We start from the raw sequence: 24,217 nt of genomic DNA, 5'->3' as shown, positions 1-24,217 counted from the left end.
AGCGGAGGGCTGGTTTTTCGTTTGCCATGATATGATTCTGGAACAAATTTTAGAAAGCCATTATTTCTTCTGAATAAGAAAATGAAAAGTATTTTTGTGTAAAATGAACTTTTTCAGCTTCTGCATTCTCTTATCTATGAAAGGGGGGAGAACATGAAAATAAGTCGTCTTGTCAAACAAGCCAAAAAAGGCAATAAAGAAGCGCTATTACAATTAATCCTAACTGATCAGGACGCTTATTATCGTCTTGCCTATACATACATGGGGAATGAACATGATGCGATGGATGCAATGGAAGATATGATTGTTACACTCTATGAAAAGATCGATCAACTGCATAAAGGAGAAGCGTTCTACACCTGGAGCAAAACCATTCTTGTAAATCGATGCAAAACATTACTACGCAAAAAGGAACGGTACCTGCCACTTGAGGACGATGAGGAATCAACGTATTCCGTTTTTACCCATGACTCACCTTATCGCGATACAGAGTCGGAGATGGATATGCAGGTGTTGCTATCTCATTTAGATGGCCCTCAGCGGGAAGCCATAGAACTTCGTTATGTTCATGATCTTTCCTATCAGACGATCGCGGACATGACTGGTGTTCCGCTGGGCACAACCAAATCAAGAATTTCAGTAGGAATGAAGAAATTAAAACTTATGATCGGAGGTGAGCGTGATGACGATATTCGAGGAACAATTAGAAAAACACAAACAGACCTCGCATATGATAAAAGCTCCGTCAGAACTTGAGAGTAGACTTCGGAGTACACTTGACCATGTGCCTGTTAAGAAAAAGAAAAGAAATAAAACAATGACATGGTTAGCCTCATCTGTTGCTGCTCTCCTTCTGATTTTCGGAACATATCATTATTCTGCATTTGCTTACTATGGGGGTATGTTGCTTAATAAAATGGAACTGAGTTCTCTTAGCTTTATAGAAGTAGCGGAGAGAGGATATGGGCAAACGGTCAATAAAAGCACAACATTAGATGATGGAACGGTAATTACCATTGAAGGGGTTATTGCAGACGATAATGCATTTTTAATGTATTACAGTATCGATCGTCTTGAAGGTTCCGTGTATGATGACAATGGTTCGTATCGTTATGATGTCGAAGATATTAAAGGTTTTATGACGGATTCCAAAACACGGGGGGGTGGCGGTAATCCTAGCGAAGACGAAATCCATTACGAGGGAAGGCTAGAATTCGAGCCTGTTAGTCCCTTCTCAAGAACTTTAACCGTTACTTTTTATGAGTGGAAGGATGATGGAGAGAGGGTAACTTATCCAATTTCTTTTAAATACGAAGCGAACAAAGCGATGAAGAGTATAGTTAAAGAGGATATCTCAAAATTAGTATCAGTCGATCAGGGAGCTGTCTATTATGACTCCATAACTGCTACACCAACTTCAACAATCGTGAAGGGGCATTATGAATTGGATATTGAAGGTTCACCTAGATTTCCAGGCACAACAAAGCTCTATGTCAATGAAATAGAATTACATCAATGGGGATTACGTGGGGACTCAGAGAGTGGATCGGGAGAAGGAATTGGATTTGTTCTCGAATATGATGTAATTCCTACGGAAAAAGTAGAAACTATTGAACTAGTCCTTGATAGTTTTCCAGGAAAGCAAAAAGTAGAAGAACCGATATCGCTTGCCTCTCCATCAGATCAATCTATCAAACTGGGCAGTGAAAAAATATGGATTCGAAGCGTATCCAAAACAAATACGGGTTATGATATTGTCATTGCTAGAAAACAATTTACATTCCTAAAAACAGACAATCTATCCGTGCAAGCAGGCGATAAAGTAATTCCTGTATCATCCATTTCTAAATCCCGTCCATGGGACCTGAAAAATGGGAATATCTTATGGGAGCAGACGTATTCTTTTCAAACTTTAGATAAACCGGATTTCCTCTTGCTAGACGAATTTGATTATATCGAAAAACATAATAAGAGCATATCCATCCCAATAAATAAGAAGTAAGAAGTAAGGTTCAAAAGAGATAAATGTAAACCGGAGAGACAGTAACTTCTGTAAAGGAAGAGACAATCTCCGGTTTTTTTGTTCTCATAAATGAAGAAAGACCATTGTAGACAAAGATAACCTATGCGATAATCATAGAAAATGTAAGGAGTTGGTAATATTATAGAAAAATATACAATATGCCAACATCAAGGCTGTTCATGATCGTTATCAAAATGTAACTCGTCATTTCTATATAACTAGTAAAGTGGGGTCTGTCCGTGCGGTTATGCGTAATGAATAAGATGAATATTGCGCTTACAGTGTTCCTTAGTTTTCAGTTGCTATATGCCTGTAGTCCTAACAACGAAGTAAACAAAGTTTCTGATCCAATTGCCAATGATAATACTACAAGAATTGAATATGAAGAGTTGGGATTAAGTAAGTACGACCCGCCCATCCAGGTCTCTTTTGTAAGAGAAATGAGTGCGCAGCTTGATGATCTAATTAAAAGTTTACCAGGACAAACACTAAACGATAACACCTGGAGTAGGCTTTACGAAGAAGTTTTAGGAATCCAAATTACGTACGATTGGACTGCTAAAGGAGACTTATACGCACAAAAATTTAGTGTTGATCTTTCTTCAGGTAATATCCCTGATGTGGTTCGAGTGGATGCTGAGCAGTTGAGACTGTTAAGTAATGCGGGATATATTCAAGATTTGACGAACGTATTTGATACGTATGCGACTCCGCTGACCAAAGAGATTTTGAGTCAAGAAGGTTCAGGACCTTTTGAAGCAGCCACCATAGATAGAAAATTGATGGGCATTCCCGAAACGAATTCTTCTATTGAGACTGCACAGGTACTTTGGATTCGTACCGATTGGCTTGATAGACTGAATCTGAAACCACCACAGACGATGGATGACCTGATTGCAATTGCGAAAGCGTTTACAGAGAAAGACCCTGATCAGAATGGTCAAAATGACACATTTGGGCTGGCCGCAACCCAATATTTATGGGATCCCGTTATGGGGCTCACCTCTTTTATGGCAGGTTATGATGCTTTCCCAATGATGTGGATTCACGATGATTCAGGAAAACTTACGTATGGAGGTATTCAGCCTGAGGTCAAATCGGCTTTGTTGTCACTGCAAAATATGTATCGTAATGGATATATGGATGGTGAATTTGCCATGAAGAATGGGATCAAAGTCAAAGAACAAGTGGCCAAGGGCAAGATAGGAATGTTATACGGAGAGCAGTGGGGGTCGTTTTTCGTTCAAATGAGTCGTGAGAATGATTCAAATGCAGATTGGAGAGCCTTCCCTCTTGTATCTGATTCTGGAGAACCTCCAAAAGTACCGTTAAAGTTCAACACAACTCATTTTATCGCTGTAAAAAAAGGGGTCGAGCATCCTGAAGCGATCATAAAGATGTTCAACTTGCATTTAGAAAAGAACTGGGGGGAAACAGCAGAATACGAAAAATACTATAGTTCTCCCTATCCCGTGTGGCAGCTTTCTCCTATAACACCCTATCCAGCAAGGAAAAACATGGAGGCTTTTCAGCAATTGAAGGAAGCACGCTTGACAGGTGACCAGTCTAAACTGAATGAAGAGGCCAAAGCAATCCAGAAAAATATCACTACGTATCTATCTGGAAGTGGTAACACTGAAATTGGATGGGGCTGGGAACGAACCTATGGTGAACAAGGAGCTATGTCCATTATTGATCAATACGAAAAAAACAATCAATTATTGTACGAAAGTTTTGTAGGCACTCCAACGGAAACCATGATCGAAAAACAGTCCATCTTGAATGAAATTCAACTTCAAGTATATATGGACATTATACTCGGTAGGCCTATTGAAGAGTTTGACCGTTTTGTCGAGCAGTGGAAGAAGCTGGGCGGAGATCAGATAACGGAAGAAGTCAATCAGTGGTTTTTAAAGCAAAAACCATAACGTTCTCCTACTTAAAAAGGAAGAGGATGTAACTGAGAAAATAAGATGTCTTCTTATTAGAATAGGTATATTATCATCTTGCAGTATCGGAGGCATTTGTTTGTTTAAATTTCCCGCTGTTTCCCTACGTAATTCAATATTTGTACGTCTGGTGTTTACGTACCTCTTCGTTGTTATTCCAATTATTTTATTGGGATTGTATCTCTATCAGTGGAGTTATAAAAATGCAAGCGAGGACATATCAAGAGCGACTTCCAAGCAATTGAATTATTACTTAGGTACCCTTGATCGGGAAGTAGAATGGATTGAGCTTCAGTTGTTCGATTTGGTGGAAGATAGCGGGCTTAATACACTCTCTGTAACATGGGATTTCATTGATAATGCCGATCGAAGATCAGAATTAAGCAGATTGATTCAACGAATGACTTCTGTTCAGAACAGCAGTCCCTATATTAAAGACATTTATATTCACATTCCATCGATCAACAAGACATTATCTACGGCTGGAGCCATTCAGGATTTTGATATCGTTCAGTATTATTTCTTTCGTTCCGGCGCTAAAGAAAATGACCATCGATTAATTAAATGGAATAATTCCCTGTATCTTAATGGTTCTAAAGAAAGCGGAAGAAAAGGAGCTGAACCGCTTTTTACAATTCAAATTGAGCTTGATATAGAGAAGCTGCTAAAGTCCTTGGAACAAGTAAACCTATATCCGGAAAGCGGTTCATTGTTATTGTCAGAATCAGCTGGGTTCGTGCTCAGCACGGATAAGGACGCGGATTTAGCCATTCAAGATTTTATAAGAAATTCCCCTTCAAATAATAATGCCGTTGTAATGAAGCTAAAAAACAAAAAGTTTCAAATGAATAAAGTGTATTCGGAAGCAACAGGACTGTCTGTAGCTATGTATTTGCCTGAAGAAACAGTAAAGCGGCCGCTGAGTACATTTTCTAAATGGGCATGGATCTTCATCATGACATCTCTGCTTGCTATCGTCGTTTTTTCTTACTCTTCATACCGAATTATTCATCAACCGTTGTTAAAACTTATTCAAGGGTTTAAGCGTATGGAAGGAGGCTCTTTAGACAGCCCCATCGACCATGAACGTAAAGATGAGTTTGGTTATTTATATACTCGTTTTAATCATATGCTAAGTAAACTGCAAACCCTCATCGATCAGGATTTCAAACAAAAAATGATGATGCAAAAAGCAGAGCTGAAACAGCTGCAATCTCAAATTAATCCGCATTTTCTATATAACAGTTTCTTTATTTTGAATACACTCTCAAGAATGGGGGATGCAGATCGGATTGAGAAATTCACAAATATGCTGGGGGAATACTTCCGCTTTATTACTCGTAACGGAGAGGACTTTGTTGCGTTGTCAGAGGAAATAAAACATTCGCGTACGTACACTGAAATCCAAAATTTACGATTCTCAAGACGTATTACCGTCTTTTTTGATGAGCTGCCAGAAGAAATGGAAAGTATACGGGTACCACGTTTGATCGTCCAACCGATTATCGAAAATGCCTATGAACACAGTCTTGAGAAAATGGAAGAGGACGGAATTCTTCATGTTGCTTTCGAGAAGAACCCAGATGAAATATTAATCCGCATTGAAGATAATGGAAATGCAATAACGGATTCGGAAATTGAATCACTTCGTGAACATCTTCATCATACAGCCGACTCTTATGAAATCACAGGAATGATGAATATTCATCGGCGTCTTGTACTTACGTTTGGCGAAGGAAGTGGATTATTTCTAGCAAAAAGCAAGCTGAATGGCCTTGAAGTGCTTATACGAATCAAGACAGAGGAGGAGATCACTTGTATAGGCTCTTAATTGTGGACGATGAAGAGATTATTACAGACGGATTATATGAAGTACTCAAGCGATTCAAGCCAGAAATGCTTGATATTTACAAAGCATATTCCGCTAAAGAAGCTCTTAAGTGGATGTCCAGAAGTCGGATTGATATTGTGCTTACGGACATTCGTATGCCCGGAATGAGCGGTTTAGATTTGAGTCAAGAAATTCAAACACACTGGCCAAGATGCAAAATTGTCTTCTTGACCGGTTTTAGTGAATTCGATTATGCGTATCAAGCGATTCAGCTGCCCAATGCACGATATTTATTAAAAACAGAAGGGTATGAAAAGGTAACACAGACGATACTTGAAGTCGTCCAGGAACTGGACCAGGATATTCAAACCCGTCAATTAATTGAAAAATCCCAGGAACAAATGGGTACTCTTCAGATTATGGCGCAGGGGGACTATATTAGACAGCTGCTAACAGAAAGTCACGTCGTCATGGATCGTACAGATATTCTAGCCCAAGATTTTGAAGAACTTGGGATTGCTTTAGATCCCAGAGCTCCTGTTATATTAGCGCTTGGTCGATTGTTTTTTGAGGAAGGAACTGGTTACTTAGAAAAGAGCAGACTTCTCACGTCGGTTAGAATGATCTGGGATTCCTTTATGTCCGAGAAAAGCATCAGTATAGGAACGATAGATAAGCAAGGGGACCTATTATGGTTGCTTCAACCCAGTAATGAGGAAAAAGATTCTTTTCATCTCATTCGCTTTATGGAGGGAACACTTGAGCTCATTCAAGAAGCGTGTCAGTCTTCACTGAGCTTAACACTCAATTTTACGCTAAGCGGCAAGGCGTGCGATTGGACACAAATAACATCCCAATATGAGAGACTTCGTCAATTGCAACAGCTCAAGATTGGAAATGGGATTTCTATGATCTTAGTAGATCGAGCCGAAACATCCGATACACTTGTTCTAAAGGATGTTACTTATATAAGTCACCGAATTGAACGATTGGAGGCACATTTGGAAAGTGGAAAAGCGGCGGAGTTCATGGATGAACTAGACGAATTGTCAGTTACTTTGCTGCAGACAAGCAGCTCAGTTCATAAAGCGATTGAGGGATATTACGCAGCCGCTCTTGTTTTATTTTCGCATATCAATCGGATGGGAATGCACCGTCATATGGGTAACATTAATAAATTGATGCAGCTCGATGGACATGCCACGATGAAAGAAGGATTCTCATACCTCAAGAAGATTGCGGAATTGATTTTTCAATATAAAAATAAAGACGAACGAGATCGTGCTACTCAGGTTATCGAACATATCTGTCAATATATTGAGGATAATTTGAACGAGGATCTTTCATTAGTACGGTTAGCAGAGCTTCATTTCTTCAACCCATCTTATCTGTCTAGATTCTTCAAACAAGAATATGGCATCAATCTATCAGAGTATATCGATAAATGTAGAACTCGAAAAGCAAAGGAGTTACTTCGTAATCACGAATTAAAAGTGCGGGATGTTTCTTTATCCGTGGGTTACGAAGCAGCCCATTCATTCACACGATTTTTCAAAAAGATGACCGGCATAACGCCGCAAGAGTATCGTGACAGTTTGTATAAAGAGTCGGCGGTTGGCCGTAATAGTTAAAAAGGTGCGATCCCCTTAAGAAAGTCTGCAGTTCAGTTATCAGATGCTGCAGGCTTTTTTGCCTGTGTGTTAGGACTAGAAATAGACAGGTACTGGATATACGATTCGGCAGGTTGTTGCCCTTAAATGTAAGCGATACACTTTTTAGAGAGACTAAACAGGAAGTTGCAATCCGATTGTACATGATCTGGAGATCGCAATCTGAGAGTATGATTACTTAACGAGGAGATGAAGAAAACAATGAACACAAGTGATGAAGTAAAGTTCAGTCATAACGCACAGGCGAAGGCGGTTGGCAAGCTGCCTCGGAATGGTAACCCCGTCGTATCCCATAAATTTGGTGCAGATCCCTACGCACTGGTGTATAAGGAACGGGTGTATTTATACAATACTCACGATGTACTGGAGCATGATACGGAAGGGAATGTAAAAGAGAATACGTATGGGACAATCAATACCCTTTCTGTAATTTCTTCTGAAGATCTGATTAATTGGACAGATCACGGCGCAATTAAGGCGGCAGGTGCAGAAGGTGCTGCAAAATGGGCGACACAATCCTGGGCACCCGCTGCTGCTCATAAAAAGCGCAACGGAAAAGATGAATTTTTCTTATACTTTGCTAATAATGCAAGCGGAATTGGAGTGTTAACAAGTGACAGCCCGACTGGGCCTTGGGTGGACCCTATCGGCAAGCCGCTTATATCACGGGGAATGCCGGCAGCTACAGGTGTGACCTGGTTATTTGATCCTGCTGTTCTGGTCGATGAAGATGGAACAGGGTACCTGTATTATGGAGGAGGGATCCCCGAAGGAAAATCGGAGATGCCAAATACCGCCCGAGTTATTCAGCTTGGTGATGATATGATCAGCGTTGTTGGCGAAGCGAAAGTAATAGAAGCTCCGTTCATGTTCGAGTCTGCGGGCATCCATAAATATAATGGGGTGTACTATTACACATATTGTTCAAATTTTTATCCTGGAGAACGTCCTGAAGGTAGTCCACCGGCGGGAGAGATTGCTTATATGACGAGTGATCATCCGATGGGGCCTTGGACTTATCAAAATACGATTCTGAAAAATCCAGGTCATTTTTTTGGTGTAGGCGGTAATAATCATCATGCCATCTTCTCACTTCAAGAAACATGGTATATCGCTTATCATGCTCAGACTCTATCAGCTGCAATGGGTGTTCCTAAAGGATACCGTTCCACACATCTTAATCAAGTCGAGTTTACCGAAAATGGGGATATAAAAGAGATCACGGCAGATTTAAAGGGTGTGGACCCAATTAAAACGCTAAATCCATTTCATATTATTGATGCGGTAACTATGGCATGGAATGCTGGAATAAAAGTCCGTCCTATTACTGTGGTAGATGAAGACGAACATTCCGATAAACTTGTCATTTCAAATATACATGATGGTGATTGGATCGCAGCAGCGAATGCAGATTTTTCCGAAGGTGCTTCCTCAATCCAGGCTTGGGTTGTTGGAACAAATGCAGGCGAAATTGAAATTCGGATGGATCATCCAAACGGTGAGCTGTTAGGAACCCTTGTCGTACCACATACAGAAGACGTGGAGCGGTGGCAGGTAATCAGCACAGAAATTTCAAATGTAGAAGGAATTCATGATATTTATTTTGTTTTTAGAGGGGAATCAGAGAAAGAACTGTTCCAATTAGGTGCATGGCAATTCATTCGTTAGTCTAAAGAGGGGGTGCCGCATGCCATATACTGAGCAGGATAGGAAGACATACGGTGATTCGATTCTTGAGGCTGTCGGTGTATACCGAAGGTTTGGGCGAGGGAATACGATGGTCACTGCACTAGATAATATTCATCTAACTGTGCCCGCCCACAGCATGGTGGCACTGCAAGGAAGATCAGGCTCAGGGAAAACTACGCTTCTTAATATTCTTGCTGCTCTAGATGAACCGACAGAAGGAAAAGTTATTCTGCAGGGACAACAAATTACGGGGCTGTCGGAAGCAGAAAGAAGCAAGCTTCGCCGTAAAGAAATTGGACTCGTCTTTCAATCGTTTGGGCTGATCCCACTTATGTCAGCATACGAAAATGTTGAATTTGGTCTTCGCATTGCAGGCGAGTCTGTTAAAGGAAATCAAGAAGCTGCAGAACGAGCACTTGAGCGAGTGGGTATGAAGGATAGAATGAAACATCGTCCTATGGAATTATCGGGCGGTGAGCAGCAGCGCGTGGCGATCGCAAGAGCGATCGCACATGAGCCTGCCATTCTAATTGCTGATGAACCTACGGCTGAGCTGGACAGCAAGATGGGTCTGCAGGTGATGCGTGTATTTCGGGATCTAGTGCAAGATTCAGGAATGACGATTGTCCTAACAACACACGATCCGGGGATCATGGAGCTTGCTGACTATGTTATTGCATTGGAGGATGGCAAAATTGTACCCTAATCGATATAAGCATCATCGTACGAATAAAAGAAAACCAAATGTAAAGGTAAGCATTCTTCTCGCTGCAATGCTAACTCTTACAGGCTGTTCTCTTCTTCCAGTTGAAGACGAAAGTCTTCAGCCGCCGCTTGTTCAGCCTGCCGAGGAAGAACTTGATATTGTGGAGGCGACCCGTGGCAATATCGAGACTTCTTTAAGAGGTACGGCCAATTTTGTTTCTGCAAGCTCAGCGACGCTGTTCTTTAAAGAGAACGGAGGACGTCTAAAGTCTATGAAGGCGAAAGTTGGAGAAGAGGTAAAGGCCGGGGAATTACTGGCGGAGCTGGAAACAGACGATCTCGATCTTCAAATCCGTTTACAGAAATTGAACGTTGAGCGTGCGAGATTATTGTACAAAGAGGCTCAGCAATCCGGTCTTGTTAAAACAGAACTTCGACTGCGTGAAATTGATATGGAGCGAGAGGAATTGCAGCTGGACAATATGGAGAAGAAACTGTCCTCAGCAAGAATTTATGCTCCGATCTCCGGAATTGTTACCTTTACGGAAACATTAAACACAGGCGATATTGTAAGCGCTTATCAAACCATAATTTCGGTTGCTGATCCTTCCGATATGAAGCTTATTTATACCGCTTCTGATTCCAAAGATTTACTATCAGTCCAAACTGGAATGCCGGTAGGTTTAAAATACAAAGGTAAGGATTATGAGGGTACGGTGTTACAATCCCCTGCAGAAGCGCCTCAGACGACGGATGAAGCAAAGTCGGAGCGTAATTCAGTGACCATCATTATCGGCATGAAAGATGCTCCAAGTGATGTGAAAATCGGTCACAGCGCGGAACTCACAATTAAATTACAAAGCCGTGAGAACGTAATCCTTCTTCCAAGGTCTGCGATTCGCTCTTACATGGGGCGCAGTTATGTTCAAGTAGCTGAAGGTGACCAGCGGAAAGAAGTCGATGTGGAACTTGGACTTACCACACCTACACAGGTGGAGGTTGTGAAAGGTCTCGAAGAAACTCAGCAAGTTATCTTGAATAATTAAAATTTATCTACTTTCAGGGCAGGAAGGAGGGGGTGATCATATGGCTTTGTGGACGATGATCCTTCGCAAAATGGCAAGTAACAAATGGCTGCAACTTAATTTGTGGTTTGGCCTAACCATATGTGTGGCGTTGTTTAGTTCTATGCCGCTCTATTCAGATGCCATTTTGCAGCGGACATTGACCAAGGAATTACAGGAGATCCAGCATCAGAGCGGTGTATATCCTGGGTTTATGCGCATTAGTACAAGTGTATCTTCTTCTGTAATGGATGAGAAGACGACTAGTGCGATCTCTCGTGCTGATCAATTTGCTGCAAGTATCCCGGAGCGAACGGGAATCGAGGCGATGTCTTCCTACCAGCAGCGCAAGACTCATAAGATGAAAGTATATGGAGCCGACGCTTCTGACCAGGAAAAGAAGATACAGAAAACAACAGGGATTTTCAAGTCTTTATCTGATATGGAAAAACGGGTCAAGCTGACTGAGGGGCGTATGCCGCTGGACCGGCAAGATGGTGTATTTGAAGCGCTTGTGACACAGAAGTTTCTTTTGTCAGTAAAACGCGGACTTGGCGATGAACTGTTGATGGTATCGCCGGAAGCAGATCGTAGTACATTCCGTGTAATTCCTGTTGGTTTGATTGAAACGGATCCGGCTGCGGACCCCTATCTCCCCTATTTGACAACAGACGAAGAGAATGGTTTTCTTATTCCTTTCGAGCAATTTGAGCGTGAATTTATCGAAGGTGGAAAAGCCCGCCTTACCGAACTAGAGTGGCGTTTTGCCTTGAACTACGAACAGCTAACGGTAGAGAAAACAGGACAGTTCACCAAAGCAGCTACGGACGTGAAACGTTATTTTCGCGGGAAACTTGGAGTGGAAGAAGTAAATATTCCAGCGACCGAGACGGTAGCATCGTATGAGGGAAAACAAAAGAAGCTTGACTTAATGATGTTGTCTCTCTATGTCCCCGTTATGATGATGTTGGCATTCTACATATATATGTCCGCGAATCTTATCATTGATCGGCAGAAGACGGAAATCGCTGTACTGCGAAGCAGAGGTGCCAGTCGTTTTCAGATCATGTGTATTTACGTACTCGAAAGTACACTTCTAGGCATCAGCGCACTGGCTGTTGGACCTATACTTGGGGTATGGTTCACTAAAATACTTGGAGCTTCTAACGGGTTCCTCGAGTTTGTTCAGCGTTCCGCTCTCGAAATCAGCTTATCAAGTGATGCTTATCGAATTGCCGTCATTGCTGTGACAGGCGCCATTTTGCTTATATTAATTCCTGCGTTTCTTGCTTCAAAAGTAAGTATCGTCAGTCATAAGCAGCAGAGTGCCCGGCTTGCTCATACTCCGTTCTGGTATAAGGCGGGAATCGATTTCCTTTTAGTCGGAATCTCATTGTATTTGCTTTATAATTTCAATAAAAGACAGGCTGATTTAAAGCGGTTGGCACTGGATTCAGAATTGCTGCAAATGGATCCGCTCGTGTTTTTAATACCTGCATTATTCATTCTCGGCGGAGGACTCCTTGTGCTGCGGGTATATCCTTGGCTGATTCGGATCATTTACGTATCAGGTAAGAAATGGTGGTCCCCGCCGCTTTATAGCTCACTCGTACAGATTAGCCGCTCTTCCGGACAGTATCTAACAATCAATGTGTTTCTAATTATGACCGTCGCAACAGGTATATTCAGCGCAAATGCGGCTCGAACGATTAACGATAATCTGGATAGCAAAATTAAGTATTCCGTAGGAACAGATATCGTAATTACGTCCAAATGGGAAAGCAATGCACTACCACCTGTCAATATGGCTTCAGCAGCTCAGACGGGTTCAGCGAATAGTGAATTTACCGAACAAAGACGTGTGCAGTATACGGAACCTCCTTTTACCCCATTTGAAGAACTGGAAGGTGCAGAGTCAGTAGCTAAAGTTTTTCGGAAAGAGGAAGCACGTTTTAGTGCAAAAGAGAGCGGCACATCAGGAAAGGTAGAACTCATAGGCATCAATACGCTAGAGTTTGGTAATACAGCGTGGATGAAGAATGGACTAATGGATTATCCATTGAACAGCTATCTAAATCTGATTGCTCCAAATCCGAAAGCGGTTCTCATCTCACGTTCGCTCGCGGATAAAGCGAAGCTAGAACCGGGTGATACCATCAGTGTTGCATGGGATGGACTCAATCAAATTCCGCTTACCGTCTATGGCATCATCGATTACTGGCCAAGTTGGAATCCGCTCGCTGTTAGTCGTGATGCGGAAGGTAAGGGAACAGACCCCTTTCTGATTGTCGGACATCTAAGCACCATTCAGAACAGGCTGGCCATTGAGCCATATGAAGTATGGCTCAAGCTGAAGGACGGGGTGTCCAGCCAAGATATCTATACGCAGTTGGAACAGAGTAAGGTACCCGTTACAAGCCTTCGGGACGCGACGCAAGAGCTGGTTCGTTCCGTGAATGACCCTTTCCGTATGGCTATTAATGGAGTGATGACGCTTGGATTTGTCATTTCTATGCTCATTTGTTTCTTTGGTTTTCTGCTGTTCTGGACATTAACATTAGCGGGAAGATCGCTCCAATATGGAGTGCTCAGGGCAATGGGTATGCCTTTTCGGCACATCATCGGTATGCTTGTCAGCGAGCAGATGTTAACTTCGGTAGCTGCTGTCCTCATAGGAGTGATGATCGGTAATGTAACAAGCGAACGATTTGTTCCTTTGTTTGAAATGTCATTTGCGACAACAGATCAGGTACCGCCTTTTCAAATCACATATCAGCTCAGCGACTATTTACAAGTATATGGTATTATCGGAAGTATGCTGATCATTGGACTTACCGTAATCAGTTTCCGTTTATCACGTACCCGAATTGCCGAGGCGTTGAGACTGGGAGAGGAGTAAGCCTTGATATATTGCGAAGGACTTGTGAAAATATATAAAACGGCCGAACTTGAAGTCGTTGCGCTTCAAGGACTCGATATGACGATAGAAGATGGCGAACTTATGGCAATCATCGGCAATTCAGGCAGCGGTAAATCTACGCTGCTCAATATGCTTGGCGGGCTCGATAAGCCTTCAGCAGGCAAATTATTTGTAGATGGTAAAGACATGCTTTCTTTTACAGAGAAAGATTTAAAGGTGTATAAACGAGAGACGGTAGGGTTCGTATGGCAAAATAACTCCCGTAACCTGATTCCGTATTTATCAGCCATAGAGAATGTTGAACTGCCGATGCTGCTGCACGGCAAGCGGAGCCGGGCGCGTGCAATAGAGCTGCTTACCGCGGTTGGACTGGAAAAACGGATGAAAAATCGCTTAAGCGAGCTGTCTGGTGGTGAACAGCAGCGGGTAGCAATCGCCATTGCACTTGCTAATAACCCGCGTTTACTACTGGCAGATGAGCCCACCGGGTCGCTTGATACGAGTACATCGGACCAAGTCCTGGATCTATTTCGATCTCTTAACCGTTCTACGGGTCTTACGGTCGTCATTGTTACACATGATCCGCATTTAGCCCAGAAGGTAGACCGGGTTGTTCAAATTCGAGATGGTAAGACCTCAGCAGAGATGATTCGGCGGACCTCTTATTCGGAGGAACTTGCTCTATTGGATGCAGAGGAAAAGCAAAAGATGTCAGACAGTCATATCGAATATGCTGTTATTGACAAGGCGGGGAGACTTCAGATCCCAGCAGGGTACCTCGATGCAGAAGAATTTAAGGACAGTAATAAAGTTCGTGTGGAAATGGAGGAGGGGCGGATTGTTCTTTACCCTCCTGATGAGACAAAATTGTCTGGTTAGAACAAGAAAGAGATTGAGTAAGATTGAGTAACTAATAATACCCAAATATCTGCGAAAATAGCCGCTTACTTAAAGATAAGTAAGCGGCTATTTTGTATGGAAAAAAGAAGGGTTTGGTTCAACCATTTTACGCGGTGACCATTTTCATTTTTCGATATTCGTTGGCACTCACACCCGTGTATAGCTTGAACTTTTTATAAAACCAATCCATTTCATAATATCCCACTTCATTAGCAATTTCGTATACTTTCATTTCGGTCTTTTCAAGAAGCTGCTTTGCTTTTTCCATACGTTGCTGCAACAAATAGGCATTAAAGGTCATATTTTCGTGATATTTAAATTTTTGTCCGAGATATGAGTAGTTAAAATGTAAAGTGCTCGATATTTCCTTTAAGGTGATATTCTGTCCAAGAGATTCGGTCACATATTCTTTCACTTTATCAATAACGGATTCTTCTAGATCATCCGCTATATCATAACTGGCTTTCTTATTCTCTGCTTTTTCTTCATTTAATTTTCGATTCATAAGCTGTAGACATGTTGTCATATCTTCGCTGGAAACGGGGGCAGGTAAGTAGTCGCTGACCTGGTATTGCATTGCTTTTCGGGCAAGCTGAAAGTCAGTACTATCGCTGATGAGAATAATGGGAACAGGACTTATTGTACGTACATGCTTGCATAGTGTAATCCCTTGTTCAGGGCATTTTACAATATCAATGATCAGCAGAGAATAACATTTTGATTTGATGAGAGATAAAGCAGAATCGGATTCATTCGTGTAATCTTCTAATATGAAACCGAGATTACTCCAATTAAAGAAATCTTGACTATTTGCATCCCAATGATGATGTAAATCAACGAACAGGATCTTATACATAATCATAGCCCCCCATGTGATTATTTATGAATCATGTGATCCTCTCTATGTAAAAAAATGATTACGCTTTCATTATGGAAAAATATTGGAAAATTCTCAATGTGCATATCTTTATTTATCTAACTTTTGTTTACTTCTTCTCACATTACGAATGGATGCTGCCCGGGAACCTATATTTTGAGGGGTATTAAAACACGTATATGGCAGGTTGTTTGCCTTATTATGTAAGCGCTACACTTTGATTGTGCTCACAAATCAAGAGGGGGATTGAATCATGCGGATCAGCAAAACGATCATTGTGTTATTCATGATAATGGTGTTGCTTGTAGCTTGTAGCAGCGGTTCAGGCAACGAGAAAGAGGTCAACACAGATGTTACACCAACGGAAGATGTCGGTAAGGTAGACAGCGGCGAGGATGTAGCTGGCAACACAGATGAAGAGGGTGTATACAGCACCCCGGATATGGATTTTGATATGGGTGGCAGAACAATCAAAGTCGTTTCGTGGTGGGATATGACGATCGGCGAGGATAACCCAGATAATATTCAGCGTAAGAAAAACCTCGAAGCATTAATGGAAAAACATAATTTCAAAGTGGAATACTTGGCTGTTGATTATGGGGAGTATCAAGAAAAGGTGACAGCTTCGCTCCTTGCAGGCGAGCCTCTTGGAGATATTGTTCGTCTTGGTAAAACTTATGCGGTTCCAGCTCTGGTTAAACAAGATTTGCTTTGGCCTATCGATGAATATACAAAGAATCCTGTTGCCTTTAATCAAAAGGTAACGAATGAATACTTCACTTATGAAGGCAGAGGGTATGGATTTACTGAGAATCAGGCGAATCTAGTCGTGGGGATTTTCTACAACCGCACGCTAATGAACCAACTCGGTATTAAACCGCTTCAAGATTACGTAAATGAAGACAATTGGAACTGGGATACTTTTATTCAAGTTGCTAAAGAGGCAAACAGAGATACGAATAACGATGGCAAGCTCGATACATGGGGGTTGGCAAATAATTCTCTTTTAGAGCAAGCTTTGTATTCTAATAATACTTCACTTACCAAAGGCGAAAAACAGAATCTAGATGATCCAGCCACAGTGGAGGCTCTTAACTTTGTTAACCGTATCGCTAATGAGCAAGTCACAAGACCAACAGAAGGCGGAGACTGGACTGAACCGGGTCAGTTTGTTCGTCAAGGAAATACGTTAATGTACGCCGGTGCACTGCATGAACTTAACGGGTTGAAGACGGATATGCCTGACTATGATATAGGTTTCGTCCCTTTCCCTAAAGGTCCAAGTGCAACCGAATACCATTCGGCAGAGGCACTTTTTCAAGCCCTTACCATTCCAAAATCCGTAGAGAATCCGGAGCAGTTAATGTATATATGGGAAAAGATTAACGATATCGATTCCGCATATGATTACCCAGATCAAAGTTCGTATGAAACCGTATTCTCAACTGAAGAAGATCTGAACAATGCAAAATTGGTTGCACCGAATATGCTCGTGCTCGATCATCATACGTTTCCAAATCTGAAATTTTATGATTTTCAAGGAGAGTTGAACAGCGGGGTTTCTGTTTCAACCGTAGTTGAGAAGTACAAAGGAACTTTTCAAGCAGCGATTGACGAAGTATACGGCAATTAAACGTTAGATATTGATCCTTGGCAGCCCCTTTAAGCATTTGTTTAAAGGGGCTGTGGATCAATTTATTACGTCATGCAGCTGGAGGGGAGAAAACGTTGAACATCCATAAGAAACGATGGGCTATTTCATTGCTCGTTTTTAGTTTATGTGCCGTATTTACAGGCTCTTTTTATCCTTTGAAATCCATTATGGCCAGCGAAAAGAGCGAACCGATATCTGATTTCGAAGCGATCGTGAGTTCAGATGATCAGAACGATTATTCCGCATACCTGGAACGTCATACTGGTGCGGCAAGACCTGACCGTGTAGTCCGAATTGAAGGGGAAAGTTATGTAAACGCTACAGGCGGCGAATTCGAAATAGCGGACCATCCATATGAACTTGATGGGACTGCTGTCTTAACACCAGAAGAAGGAACGATATCCTGGTCTGTGCCCATTGAGGAAGCAGGTTTATATAACGTGAGAGTACATTACTATCCGATCGAAGGGAAAAGCTCGGCTATTGAGAGACAATTAGAAATTAACGGAGAGGTTCCTTTCAAAGGCGCGGAAATTCTTTTATTTGACCGAATCTGGGGAAATAAAATGGATGAAATCCAGCAGGATGATCGGAATAATGATCTTCGTCCAAGACAAGTTGAGAAACCTTCATGGCAACATGGCACTTTAACAGATCGAGAGGGTTATTATGATGAACCGTTTTCGTTTTATTTTGAATCCGGTGAACAAGAGATTTCTTTGACCGCATTAAGAGAACCAATGGCGATTGATTATATCGAACTGTATCAGCAGTCAGGACAGAAAACGTATGAGCAGGTAAGCAGTGAATATGCTTCTGCTGGACTAACACCAGTAAAGGATCAATATATGCTGATTCAAGCTGAGGATGCGGCATATAAGTCTTCCCCAACGTTGGCTCCGATATCAGACCGCTCGAGTCCAACCGTAATTCCATATGATGTATCTAAAATTCGAATCAACTCGATCGGTGGTACGAACTGGAAACTACCAGGTCAATGGATAGAATGGGAAATTGAAGTTCCTGAGGAAGGATTATATCAGATTGCGCTAAAAGAAAAACAGGATCAACTTCGTGGAATATACGCGACAAGAAGCTTAATGATTGACGGGGATTACCCATTCCAAGAAATGAAACGAATTCAATTCAAATTTCATCGTGATTGGCAGACGAACGTCCTTGGTGGAGAAGAGCCATATTTATTCCACTTAACAAAAGGGAAACACCACATTCGTATGACCGTCTCCCTTGGGGAAATTGCTCCGCTGCTAAGAACAATTGAATCAAGTGTGCTGGAACTGAATGAGATGTACCGAAAAATACTGATGATTACGTCGAATACACCGGATCCTTATCGTGATTATCAACTCGAGAAGCGGATCCCAGATATGATAGAAGTATTTGAACAGCAAGCAGAGACGATTCAAAATGTAGCAGATTATCTAGAGAAAGTGACAGGAGAAAAGAGTGATAAGGTTGCTATTCTTTATGCGATGGTATATCAGCTAAAAGAAATGATGCAGCGTCCTGAGACGATTGCTCAGCGACTGGATTCATTCAAAATTAATGTCGGTGGACTTGGAACATGGATTCTGACTGTACGTGAACAACCGCTTTCTCTTGATTATATGGTTGTTTCGTCACCTGACGTGAAATTACCAAGAGCGAAAGCTACCTTTTTTGAAGAAATAAAGCACGAAATTGGTGCTTATATTGCTTCCTATACCGAGGATTACGACAGTATCGGTAATATTACTGAAGGCAATCGTTCCCTTGATGTATGGGTAACTACAGGGCGAGATCAGGCTCAGGTGCTGAAAGCATTAATCGACGATACGTTCACTCCTGACACGGACATTTCTGTAAATCTTAGACTTGTTCCTTCCAACATCTTGCTGCCGGCTACTCTTGCAGATGAAGGACCGGACATTGCAATGCAGATTGGTGAAGACCTTCCAGTGAACTATGCAATGCGGGGAGCTGCTGCGGACCTGACTCAATTTGATGATTATGATGATGTTGCAGCCCGGTTCCGTGAAAGTGGACTCACGCCGTATATGTACGATGAAGGGGTATATGCACTCCCTGAGCAGCAGACGTTCCCTATGTTATTTTATCGCAAAGATATATTAAAAGAACTGGAACTTGAGCCTCCAAAAACCTGGCAGGACATCTACAACATGATTTCTGTGCTGCAAAAACATAATATGGAATTCTATTTACCTCTGGAGTCATCAAATGCAAGTCTTGTACCTAATGCGACTTTTTCGATGCTTTTGTACCAAAATGGTGGAGAATTCTATCAAGATAACGGGATGCGAAGCACGCTTGATTCTGACATCTCCATGGATGCATTTAAAAAGTGGACACAATTTTATACCAGTTATAAGTTCCCGCTGCAAGCGGATTTCCCTAACCGATTCCGGACAGGAGAAATGCCAATCGGTATTGCTGATTACACCACCTACAACATGCTGACCGTAATGGCTCCTGAAATAAAAGGACTTTGGGATTTCACGATTGTACCCGGATCTAAACTTGCCGATGGATCGGTGAACCACGAGGTAGCGAGTCATACAACAGGAGTTATGATGCTGAATAATGCGGACGATAAGGAATCCGCTTGGGAATTTATGAAATGGTGGACAGACAAAGATGTTCAGATTAGTTACGGCAGAGAGATGGAAGGCCTGATGGGTGAGGCGGCAAGGTACCCAACAGCCAATACAGAAGCATTGGAAGAACTTCCTTGGCCTGTGAAGGATTATAAGAATCTGGAAAGTCAGTGGAAATGGGTACAAGGGATTCCGCAAGTACCTGGCGGTTATTTTACAGGCAGGCATCTGGATAATGCCTTCCGTAAAGTAGTGAACGCGAATCAGAATCCACGGGAAGCATTCTCAGATTATATCCTTTACATTAACGATGAAATCGAGATCAAGCGAAAGGAATTCAATTTGCCTTACGAATAAGGGGGTGGGGAAAAGGTGCAGACAAGAACGAATGTTCAGCCAATAAAAGAAGCCGTCCATCCAACACGGCCAAGCCGAATGTTTCGAATCAAGAAAGAATTTCATCGAAGCAAACATTTTTACCTGTTAATGAGTCCATACATGATCATCTTTTTCTTATTTACGGTAATACCCGTTGTATTGTCATTCGGTCTCAGTTTTTTCTATTTCAACATGTTGGAGTTTCCGCGTTTTGTCGGTTGGCAGAACTACGCCAGACTGTTTTTGAACGATGATATCTTCATGATTGCTCTAAAGAACACATTGCTGTTCGCTGTCATCACAGGACCAGTCAGTTATATAGCCTGTTTTATATTTGCATGGATCATCAATGAGTTATCACCGAAGGTCAGAGCGTTCATGACTCTCATTTTTTATGCACCTTCGATTTCTGGAAACGTGTTCTTTATATGGCTTATCATTTTTTCGGGAGATAGTTACGGTTATTTGAATGGGTTCTTAATGAAAGCGGGATTTATTCTAGAACCCATTCAATGGCTGCTTGATGAGAAGTATATCCTTGCCATTGTAATGATCGTTCAGTTATGGCTCAGTCTAGGCACGAGTTTCCTGGCATTTATTGCGGGACTGCAGACGATTGACAAAACGCTCGTAGAGGCAGGAGCAGTAGACGGCATTAAAAATCGGTGGCAGGAATTATGGTACATTACTCTGCCTTCGATGAGACCTCAACTGATGTTTGGGGCAGTCATGCAAATCACAGCCTCCTTTGCTGTTGCAGATATCTCCATTGCTCTAGCAGGCTTCCCAAGTGTTAACTATGCAGCTCATACCGTCGTGACGCATTTGATGGACTATGGCACCATTCGGTTTGAGATGGGATATGCTTCAGCGATCGCAACCGTCTTGTTCTTCTTAATGATTGGCTCGAACAAGCTGACGCAGAAACTCCTTAGAAGGGTGGGAGAATAGACGTGGTATTAAAAATGAGAAATATTTTCCGGACACAGAAGAAACTTAACCGTTCCTTACCTGTCAACATTATGTTGTTCATCATCCTGGCATTATTTGGTGCATTTATGGCATTACCGCTTATTTATGCCATCAATAACGCATTTAAGCCGCTGGATGAGATATTCATTTTTCCACCGCGTTTTTTTGTTATCAATCCAACGATGGATAATTTCTATGACTTGGTGTCTTTAATGGGTAATTCGTGGGTACCTTTATCAAGGTATATCGCTAATACACTACTAATTACCTTAATAGGTACAGCGGGTCATATCTTACTTGCTTCTGCAGCTGCTTATCCGCTGGCGAAGCACCGCTTTTTTGGCTCGAAAATACTGTTTTCAATCGTTATTCTTTCCTTGATGTTCTCTCCACATGTTACAGCCATTCCCAATTACATGGTTATGTCATGGCTTGGCTGGATTAATACACATGCTTCTATTATTATTCCGTCTCTTGCTTTTCCGCTTGGCTTGTTCTTAATGAAGCAGTTCATGGAACAGATTCCGGATGCACTTATCGAAGCTGCAAAAATTGACGGAGCAACTGAATATCGTATTTTTTGGAGTATTATTATGCCGAATGTGAAGCCTGCCTGGCTTACACTAATGATTTTGCAATTTCCAGCACTATGGGGATCAGACGGAGGAAGCTTTATCTACAGCGAAAATTTGAAGACACTTCATTATGCGCTGGGTCAGATTATCCAAGGTGGTATCGCCAGAGCAGGTGTCGGGGCAGCCGTTGCACTGCTGCTGATGATTGTACCAATTACGCTTTTCATTATTTCCCAAAGCAGTGTTATGCAGACGATGGCGACATCAGGTATGAAGGATTAGAAGGGAGCCTTGCACGATGCGGAAGACGAAATCGAAAGGTAAGAAGCTGCTCCTATCAGCAATCTGCTTCATGCTTGGTGTTACGCTGGGCGGGGGAGTGACAAATGCTGCTGGTGATGGAGCTTCGTATAATTATTCTTTTTGGGGAGAGACCGTTGAAGCGCCTGCAGCCTATCAGGCAACCGAGTTGTATAGCGGAGCTGATCTTGGTGTAGGACCATTAAAAGAACCTAGTGATCTGCATGTATCAAGTGATCAGCGGATTTATGTGCTTGATTCGGGTAACAACAGAGTTGTTGTAATGAATAATCGCTTCACTGATGCGGTTACGATTACCTCTTTCGATCATGATGGGGAGAAGGATACCTTTTCCAATCCTCAAGGGCTGTTCGTTACAGATCAGAATCATGTAATCGTTGCGGATACAGGAAACAACCGAATCGTTCATTTAGACCAGGATTTTCATTTAGTAAAAGTGATTGGGGCGCCGGAGTCGGATCTATTGCAAGCTAATTTTCAGTTTCAGCCCGTACGTGTGGTAATGGATAATGCACAGCGTCTGTACGTCATGTCGACGGGTGTATTTGACGGATTTATGGAATTTAATGCTGAGGGAGTATTCACTTCTTTTATTGGTGCAAACCGAGTGAAAATCGATCCTATCGATTATTTTTGGAAGCGAATCTCCACACAAGCGCAGCGCAGTCAGATGATTATGTATACACCTACGGAATTTACGAATCTTGACATTGATAACGAAGGTTTTATTTATGCAACCAACGGAGATCAGTGGGGAGACAATATTAAAAAACTGAACGCACAAGGCAATGATATCTTGCGGCGAACCGGTTATTTTAACCCCCAAGGCGATATTAATTATACGGTAGATGCAGGCCCTTCCCGATTGATTGATATCGAAGTTTCCGATAGTGAGATGTACAGCGTGCTGGATTCGAAGCGCGGGAGAATTTTCACATATAATGGAGATGGACACTTAATGTATATCTTTGGCGGTATTGGTAACCTGCTTGGTGAATTTAAAACACCGACAGCGATTGAACGTGTAGGAGATGACTTTATCGTGCTTGATAAAGCATTGGGTGAAATCACTTTGTTCCGTACGACTGCTTATGGAAGAACACTTAATGAAGCTGTACGCAGCTATTATCGCGGTGATGAAGAGAAAGCTTATGAGTTATTTAATGAAACGATAAATATGAACGCAAATTTAGAATTTGCTTATTCTGGAATCGGTAAAGCGCTGCTAAGACAAGGGGATTATAAAGATGCAATGAGTTATTTTGATCGAAGTATGGATCTGGCTAATTACTCCAAGTCGTTCCTGCTCTACCGCAAAGAATTGTTACAAGATTATTTCGGTACGATCATGACTTTACTCGTCCTGAGTGTTGTGGCCTTCGTAGGAGCTCGTATATACCGAAAATCCGTGCGGAGAAAAAGAGGTGTGTCTGCTTGAATAAAGAACTCGTAACATTCCCTTTACAGCTTATCGTGCATCCGTTTAACGGATTTTGGGATTTGAAATATGAGCAAAGCCAGAAAAAGAATTTGATGATCTCTTACCTCATTCTGTTTTTTCTGGTGATTACGAATATTTTAAGCACACAGTACAGTGGTATTTTGGTCAACTTGTATAACCCGAAGGACATGAATAGTCTTTTGGAAGTCGTATATATCGTTGTTCCCGTACTATTTTGGTGCGTTGCCAACTGGTCACTGACTACGCTTATGGATGGAGAAGGGAAATTTGTTGAAATCTTTACATCGACATGTTTTGCCTTACTCCCCCTTGTTATCATTAACTTTCCTTGGATTTGGCTGAGTAACATCATTTCCTTACAGGAAGCCACGTTTTATTATTTTTCCAATGCGCTTTCTATCTTATGGTTTCTATTCCTGCTATTCGTAGGCAATATGACCGTACATCAATTCACTCCTGCAAAAACCATTGGCATTATGCTACTAACGGTGGTTGCAATGGGGTTTATGGCCTTTATCGGTATGCTGTTTTTCAGTCTGGTTCAGCAAATTGTGTCCTTCATATCCGTCATCTATCAAGAACTGGTTATGAGGAGTTAGGGAAGGAGGGAGA

Annotated in this window: 17 protein-coding genes; 16 read left to right on the top strand and 1 reads right to left on the bottom strand. The window is 41.9% G+C overall.

Going from position 1 to position 24,217, the window contains the following annotated elements; genetic code table 11:
- Positions 1 to 153 precede the first annotated feature (153 nt).
- The 10 genes from GQY27_RS00575 to GQY27_RS00530 all read left to right on the top strand — a co-directional run bounded on the left by GQY27_RS00575 (position 154) and on the right by GQY27_RS00530 (position 14,730).
- Positions 154 to 756, top strand: a complete 603-nt coding sequence (locus GQY27_RS00575) for an RNA polymerase sigma factor (protein ID WP_160031575.1) — start codon at positions 154 to 156, stop codon at positions 754 to 756.
- Positions 683 to 2,002 carry a DUF4179 domain-containing protein gene (locus GQY27_RS00570; RefSeq protein ID WP_160031574.1) on the top strand — a complete coding sequence of 440 codons (1,320 nt, stop codon included), beginning with the start codon at positions 683 to 685 and terminating at the stop codon, positions 2,000 to 2,002. Before GQY27_RS00575 ends, GQY27_RS00570 begins: the two co-directional genes overlap by 74 nt.
- A 275-nt stretch (positions 2,003 to 2,277) precedes the next feature.
- On the top strand, positions 2,278 to 3,951 hold the full coding sequence (locus tag GQY27_RS00565; protein WP_236570419.1) for an extracellular solute-binding protein: 1,674 nt from the start codon (positions 2,278 to 2,280) through the stop codon (positions 3,949 to 3,951).
- 100 nt (positions 3,952 to 4,051) lie between these two features.
- On the top strand, positions 4,052 to 5,803 hold the full coding sequence (locus GQY27_RS00560; RefSeq protein WP_160031573.1) for a sensor histidine kinase: 1,752 nt from the start codon (positions 4,052 to 4,054) through the stop codon (positions 5,801 to 5,803).
- Positions 5,788 to 7,434, top strand: coding sequence for a response regulator transcription factor (locus tag GQY27_RS00555; protein WP_160031572.1), 1,647 nt, complete (start codon positions 5,788 to 5,790; stop codon positions 7,432 to 7,434). Before GQY27_RS00560 ends, GQY27_RS00555 begins: the two co-directional genes overlap by 16 nt.
- 240 nt (positions 7,435 to 7,674) lie before the next feature.
- A complete protein-coding gene (locus GQY27_RS00550; protein ID WP_236570418.1) occupies positions 7,675 to 9,141 on the top strand; it encodes a glycoside hydrolase family 43 protein in 1,467 nt (488 codons plus the stop codon).
- A 19-nt stretch (positions 9,142 to 9,160) separates the two neighbouring features.
- On the top strand, positions 9,161 to 9,868 hold the full coding sequence (locus GQY27_RS00545; protein WP_160031570.1) for an ABC transporter ATP-binding protein: 708 nt from the start codon (positions 9,161 to 9,163) through the stop codon (positions 9,866 to 9,868).
- Complete coding sequence (locus tag GQY27_RS00540) at positions 9,849 to 10,913, top strand: efflux RND transporter periplasmic adaptor subunit (RefSeq protein WP_160031569.1); 1,065 nt, start codon at positions 9,849 to 9,851, stop codon at positions 10,911 to 10,913. The genes GQY27_RS00545 and GQY27_RS00540 overlap by 20 nt, the downstream gene beginning before the upstream one ends.
- 40 nt (positions 10,914 to 10,953) lie before the next feature.
- Positions 10,954 to 13,830 (top strand): ABC transporter permease, encoded by a 2,877-nt coding sequence (locus tag GQY27_RS00535; RefSeq protein WP_160031568.1) that lies wholly within the window; start codon positions 10,954 to 10,956, stop codon positions 13,828 to 13,830.
- Positions 13,831 to 13,833: 3 nt separating this feature from the next.
- Positions 13,834 to 14,730 (top strand): ABC transporter ATP-binding protein, encoded by an 897-nt coding sequence (locus tag GQY27_RS00530; protein ID WP_160031567.1) that lies wholly within the window; start codon positions 13,834 to 13,836, stop codon positions 14,728 to 14,730.
- 127 nt (positions 14,731 to 14,857) lie between these two features.
- Here the strand turns inward: GQY27_RS00530 and GQY27_RS00525 are convergent, their stop codons facing one another.
- On the bottom strand, positions 14,858 to 15,607 hold the full coding sequence (locus GQY27_RS00525; protein ID WP_160031566.1) for a response regulator transcription factor: 750 nt from the start codon (positions 15,605 to 15,607) through the stop codon (positions 14,858 to 14,860).
- A gap of 274 nt (positions 15,608 to 15,881) precedes the next feature.
- On the opposite strand from GQY27_RS00525, the gene GQY27_RS00520 reads away from it, so the two are divergent.
- The 6 genes from GQY27_RS00520 to GQY27_RS00495 all read left to right on the top strand — a co-directional run bounded on the left by GQY27_RS00520 (position 15,882) and on the right by GQY27_RS00495 (position 24,204).
- Positions 15,882 to 17,261, top strand: a complete 1,380-nt coding sequence (locus tag GQY27_RS00520; protein WP_160031565.1) for an ABC transporter substrate-binding protein — start codon at positions 15,882 to 15,884, stop codon at positions 17,259 to 17,261.
- 95 nt (positions 17,262 to 17,356) lie between these two features.
- Positions 17,357 to 20,254, top strand: a complete 2,898-nt coding sequence (locus tag GQY27_RS00515) for an extracellular solute-binding protein (protein ID WP_160031564.1) — start codon at positions 17,357 to 17,359, stop codon at positions 20,252 to 20,254.
- A gap of 78 nt (positions 20,255 to 20,332) precedes the next feature.
- Positions 20,333 to 21,226, top strand: coding sequence for a carbohydrate ABC transporter permease (locus tag GQY27_RS00510; RefSeq protein WP_236570449.1), 894 nt, complete (start codon positions 20,333 to 20,335; stop codon positions 21,224 to 21,226).
- 14 nt (positions 21,227 to 21,240) lie between these two features.
- Positions 21,241 to 22,104 (top strand): carbohydrate ABC transporter permease, encoded by an 864-nt coding sequence (locus GQY27_RS00505; protein WP_160032009.1) that lies wholly within the window; start codon positions 21,241 to 21,243, stop codon positions 22,102 to 22,104.
- A 16-nt stretch (positions 22,105 to 22,120) separates the two neighbouring features.
- Positions 22,121 to 23,581 carry a hypothetical protein gene (locus tag GQY27_RS00500; protein WP_160031562.1) on the top strand — a complete coding sequence of 487 codons (1,461 nt, stop codon included), beginning with the start codon at positions 22,121 to 22,123 and terminating at the stop codon, positions 23,579 to 23,581.
- Positions 23,578 to 24,204: a YIP1 family protein gene (locus tag GQY27_RS00495; protein ID WP_160031561.1), complete on the top strand. Its 627-nt coding sequence runs from the start codon at positions 23,578 to 23,580 to the stop codon at positions 24,202 to 24,204. The genes GQY27_RS00500 and GQY27_RS00495 overlap by 4 nt, the downstream gene beginning before the upstream one ends.
- Positions 24,205 to 24,217 lie beyond the last annotated feature (13 nt).

This window comes from Paenibacillus sp. An7, from assembly GCF_009870785.1.
Taxonomy (GTDB): domain Bacteria; phylum Bacillota; class Bacilli; order Paenibacillales; family Paenibacillaceae; genus Paenibacillus.
Note: the sequence above shows the minus strand (reverse complement) of the source record. Positions and strands in the feature narration are given on the sequence as shown.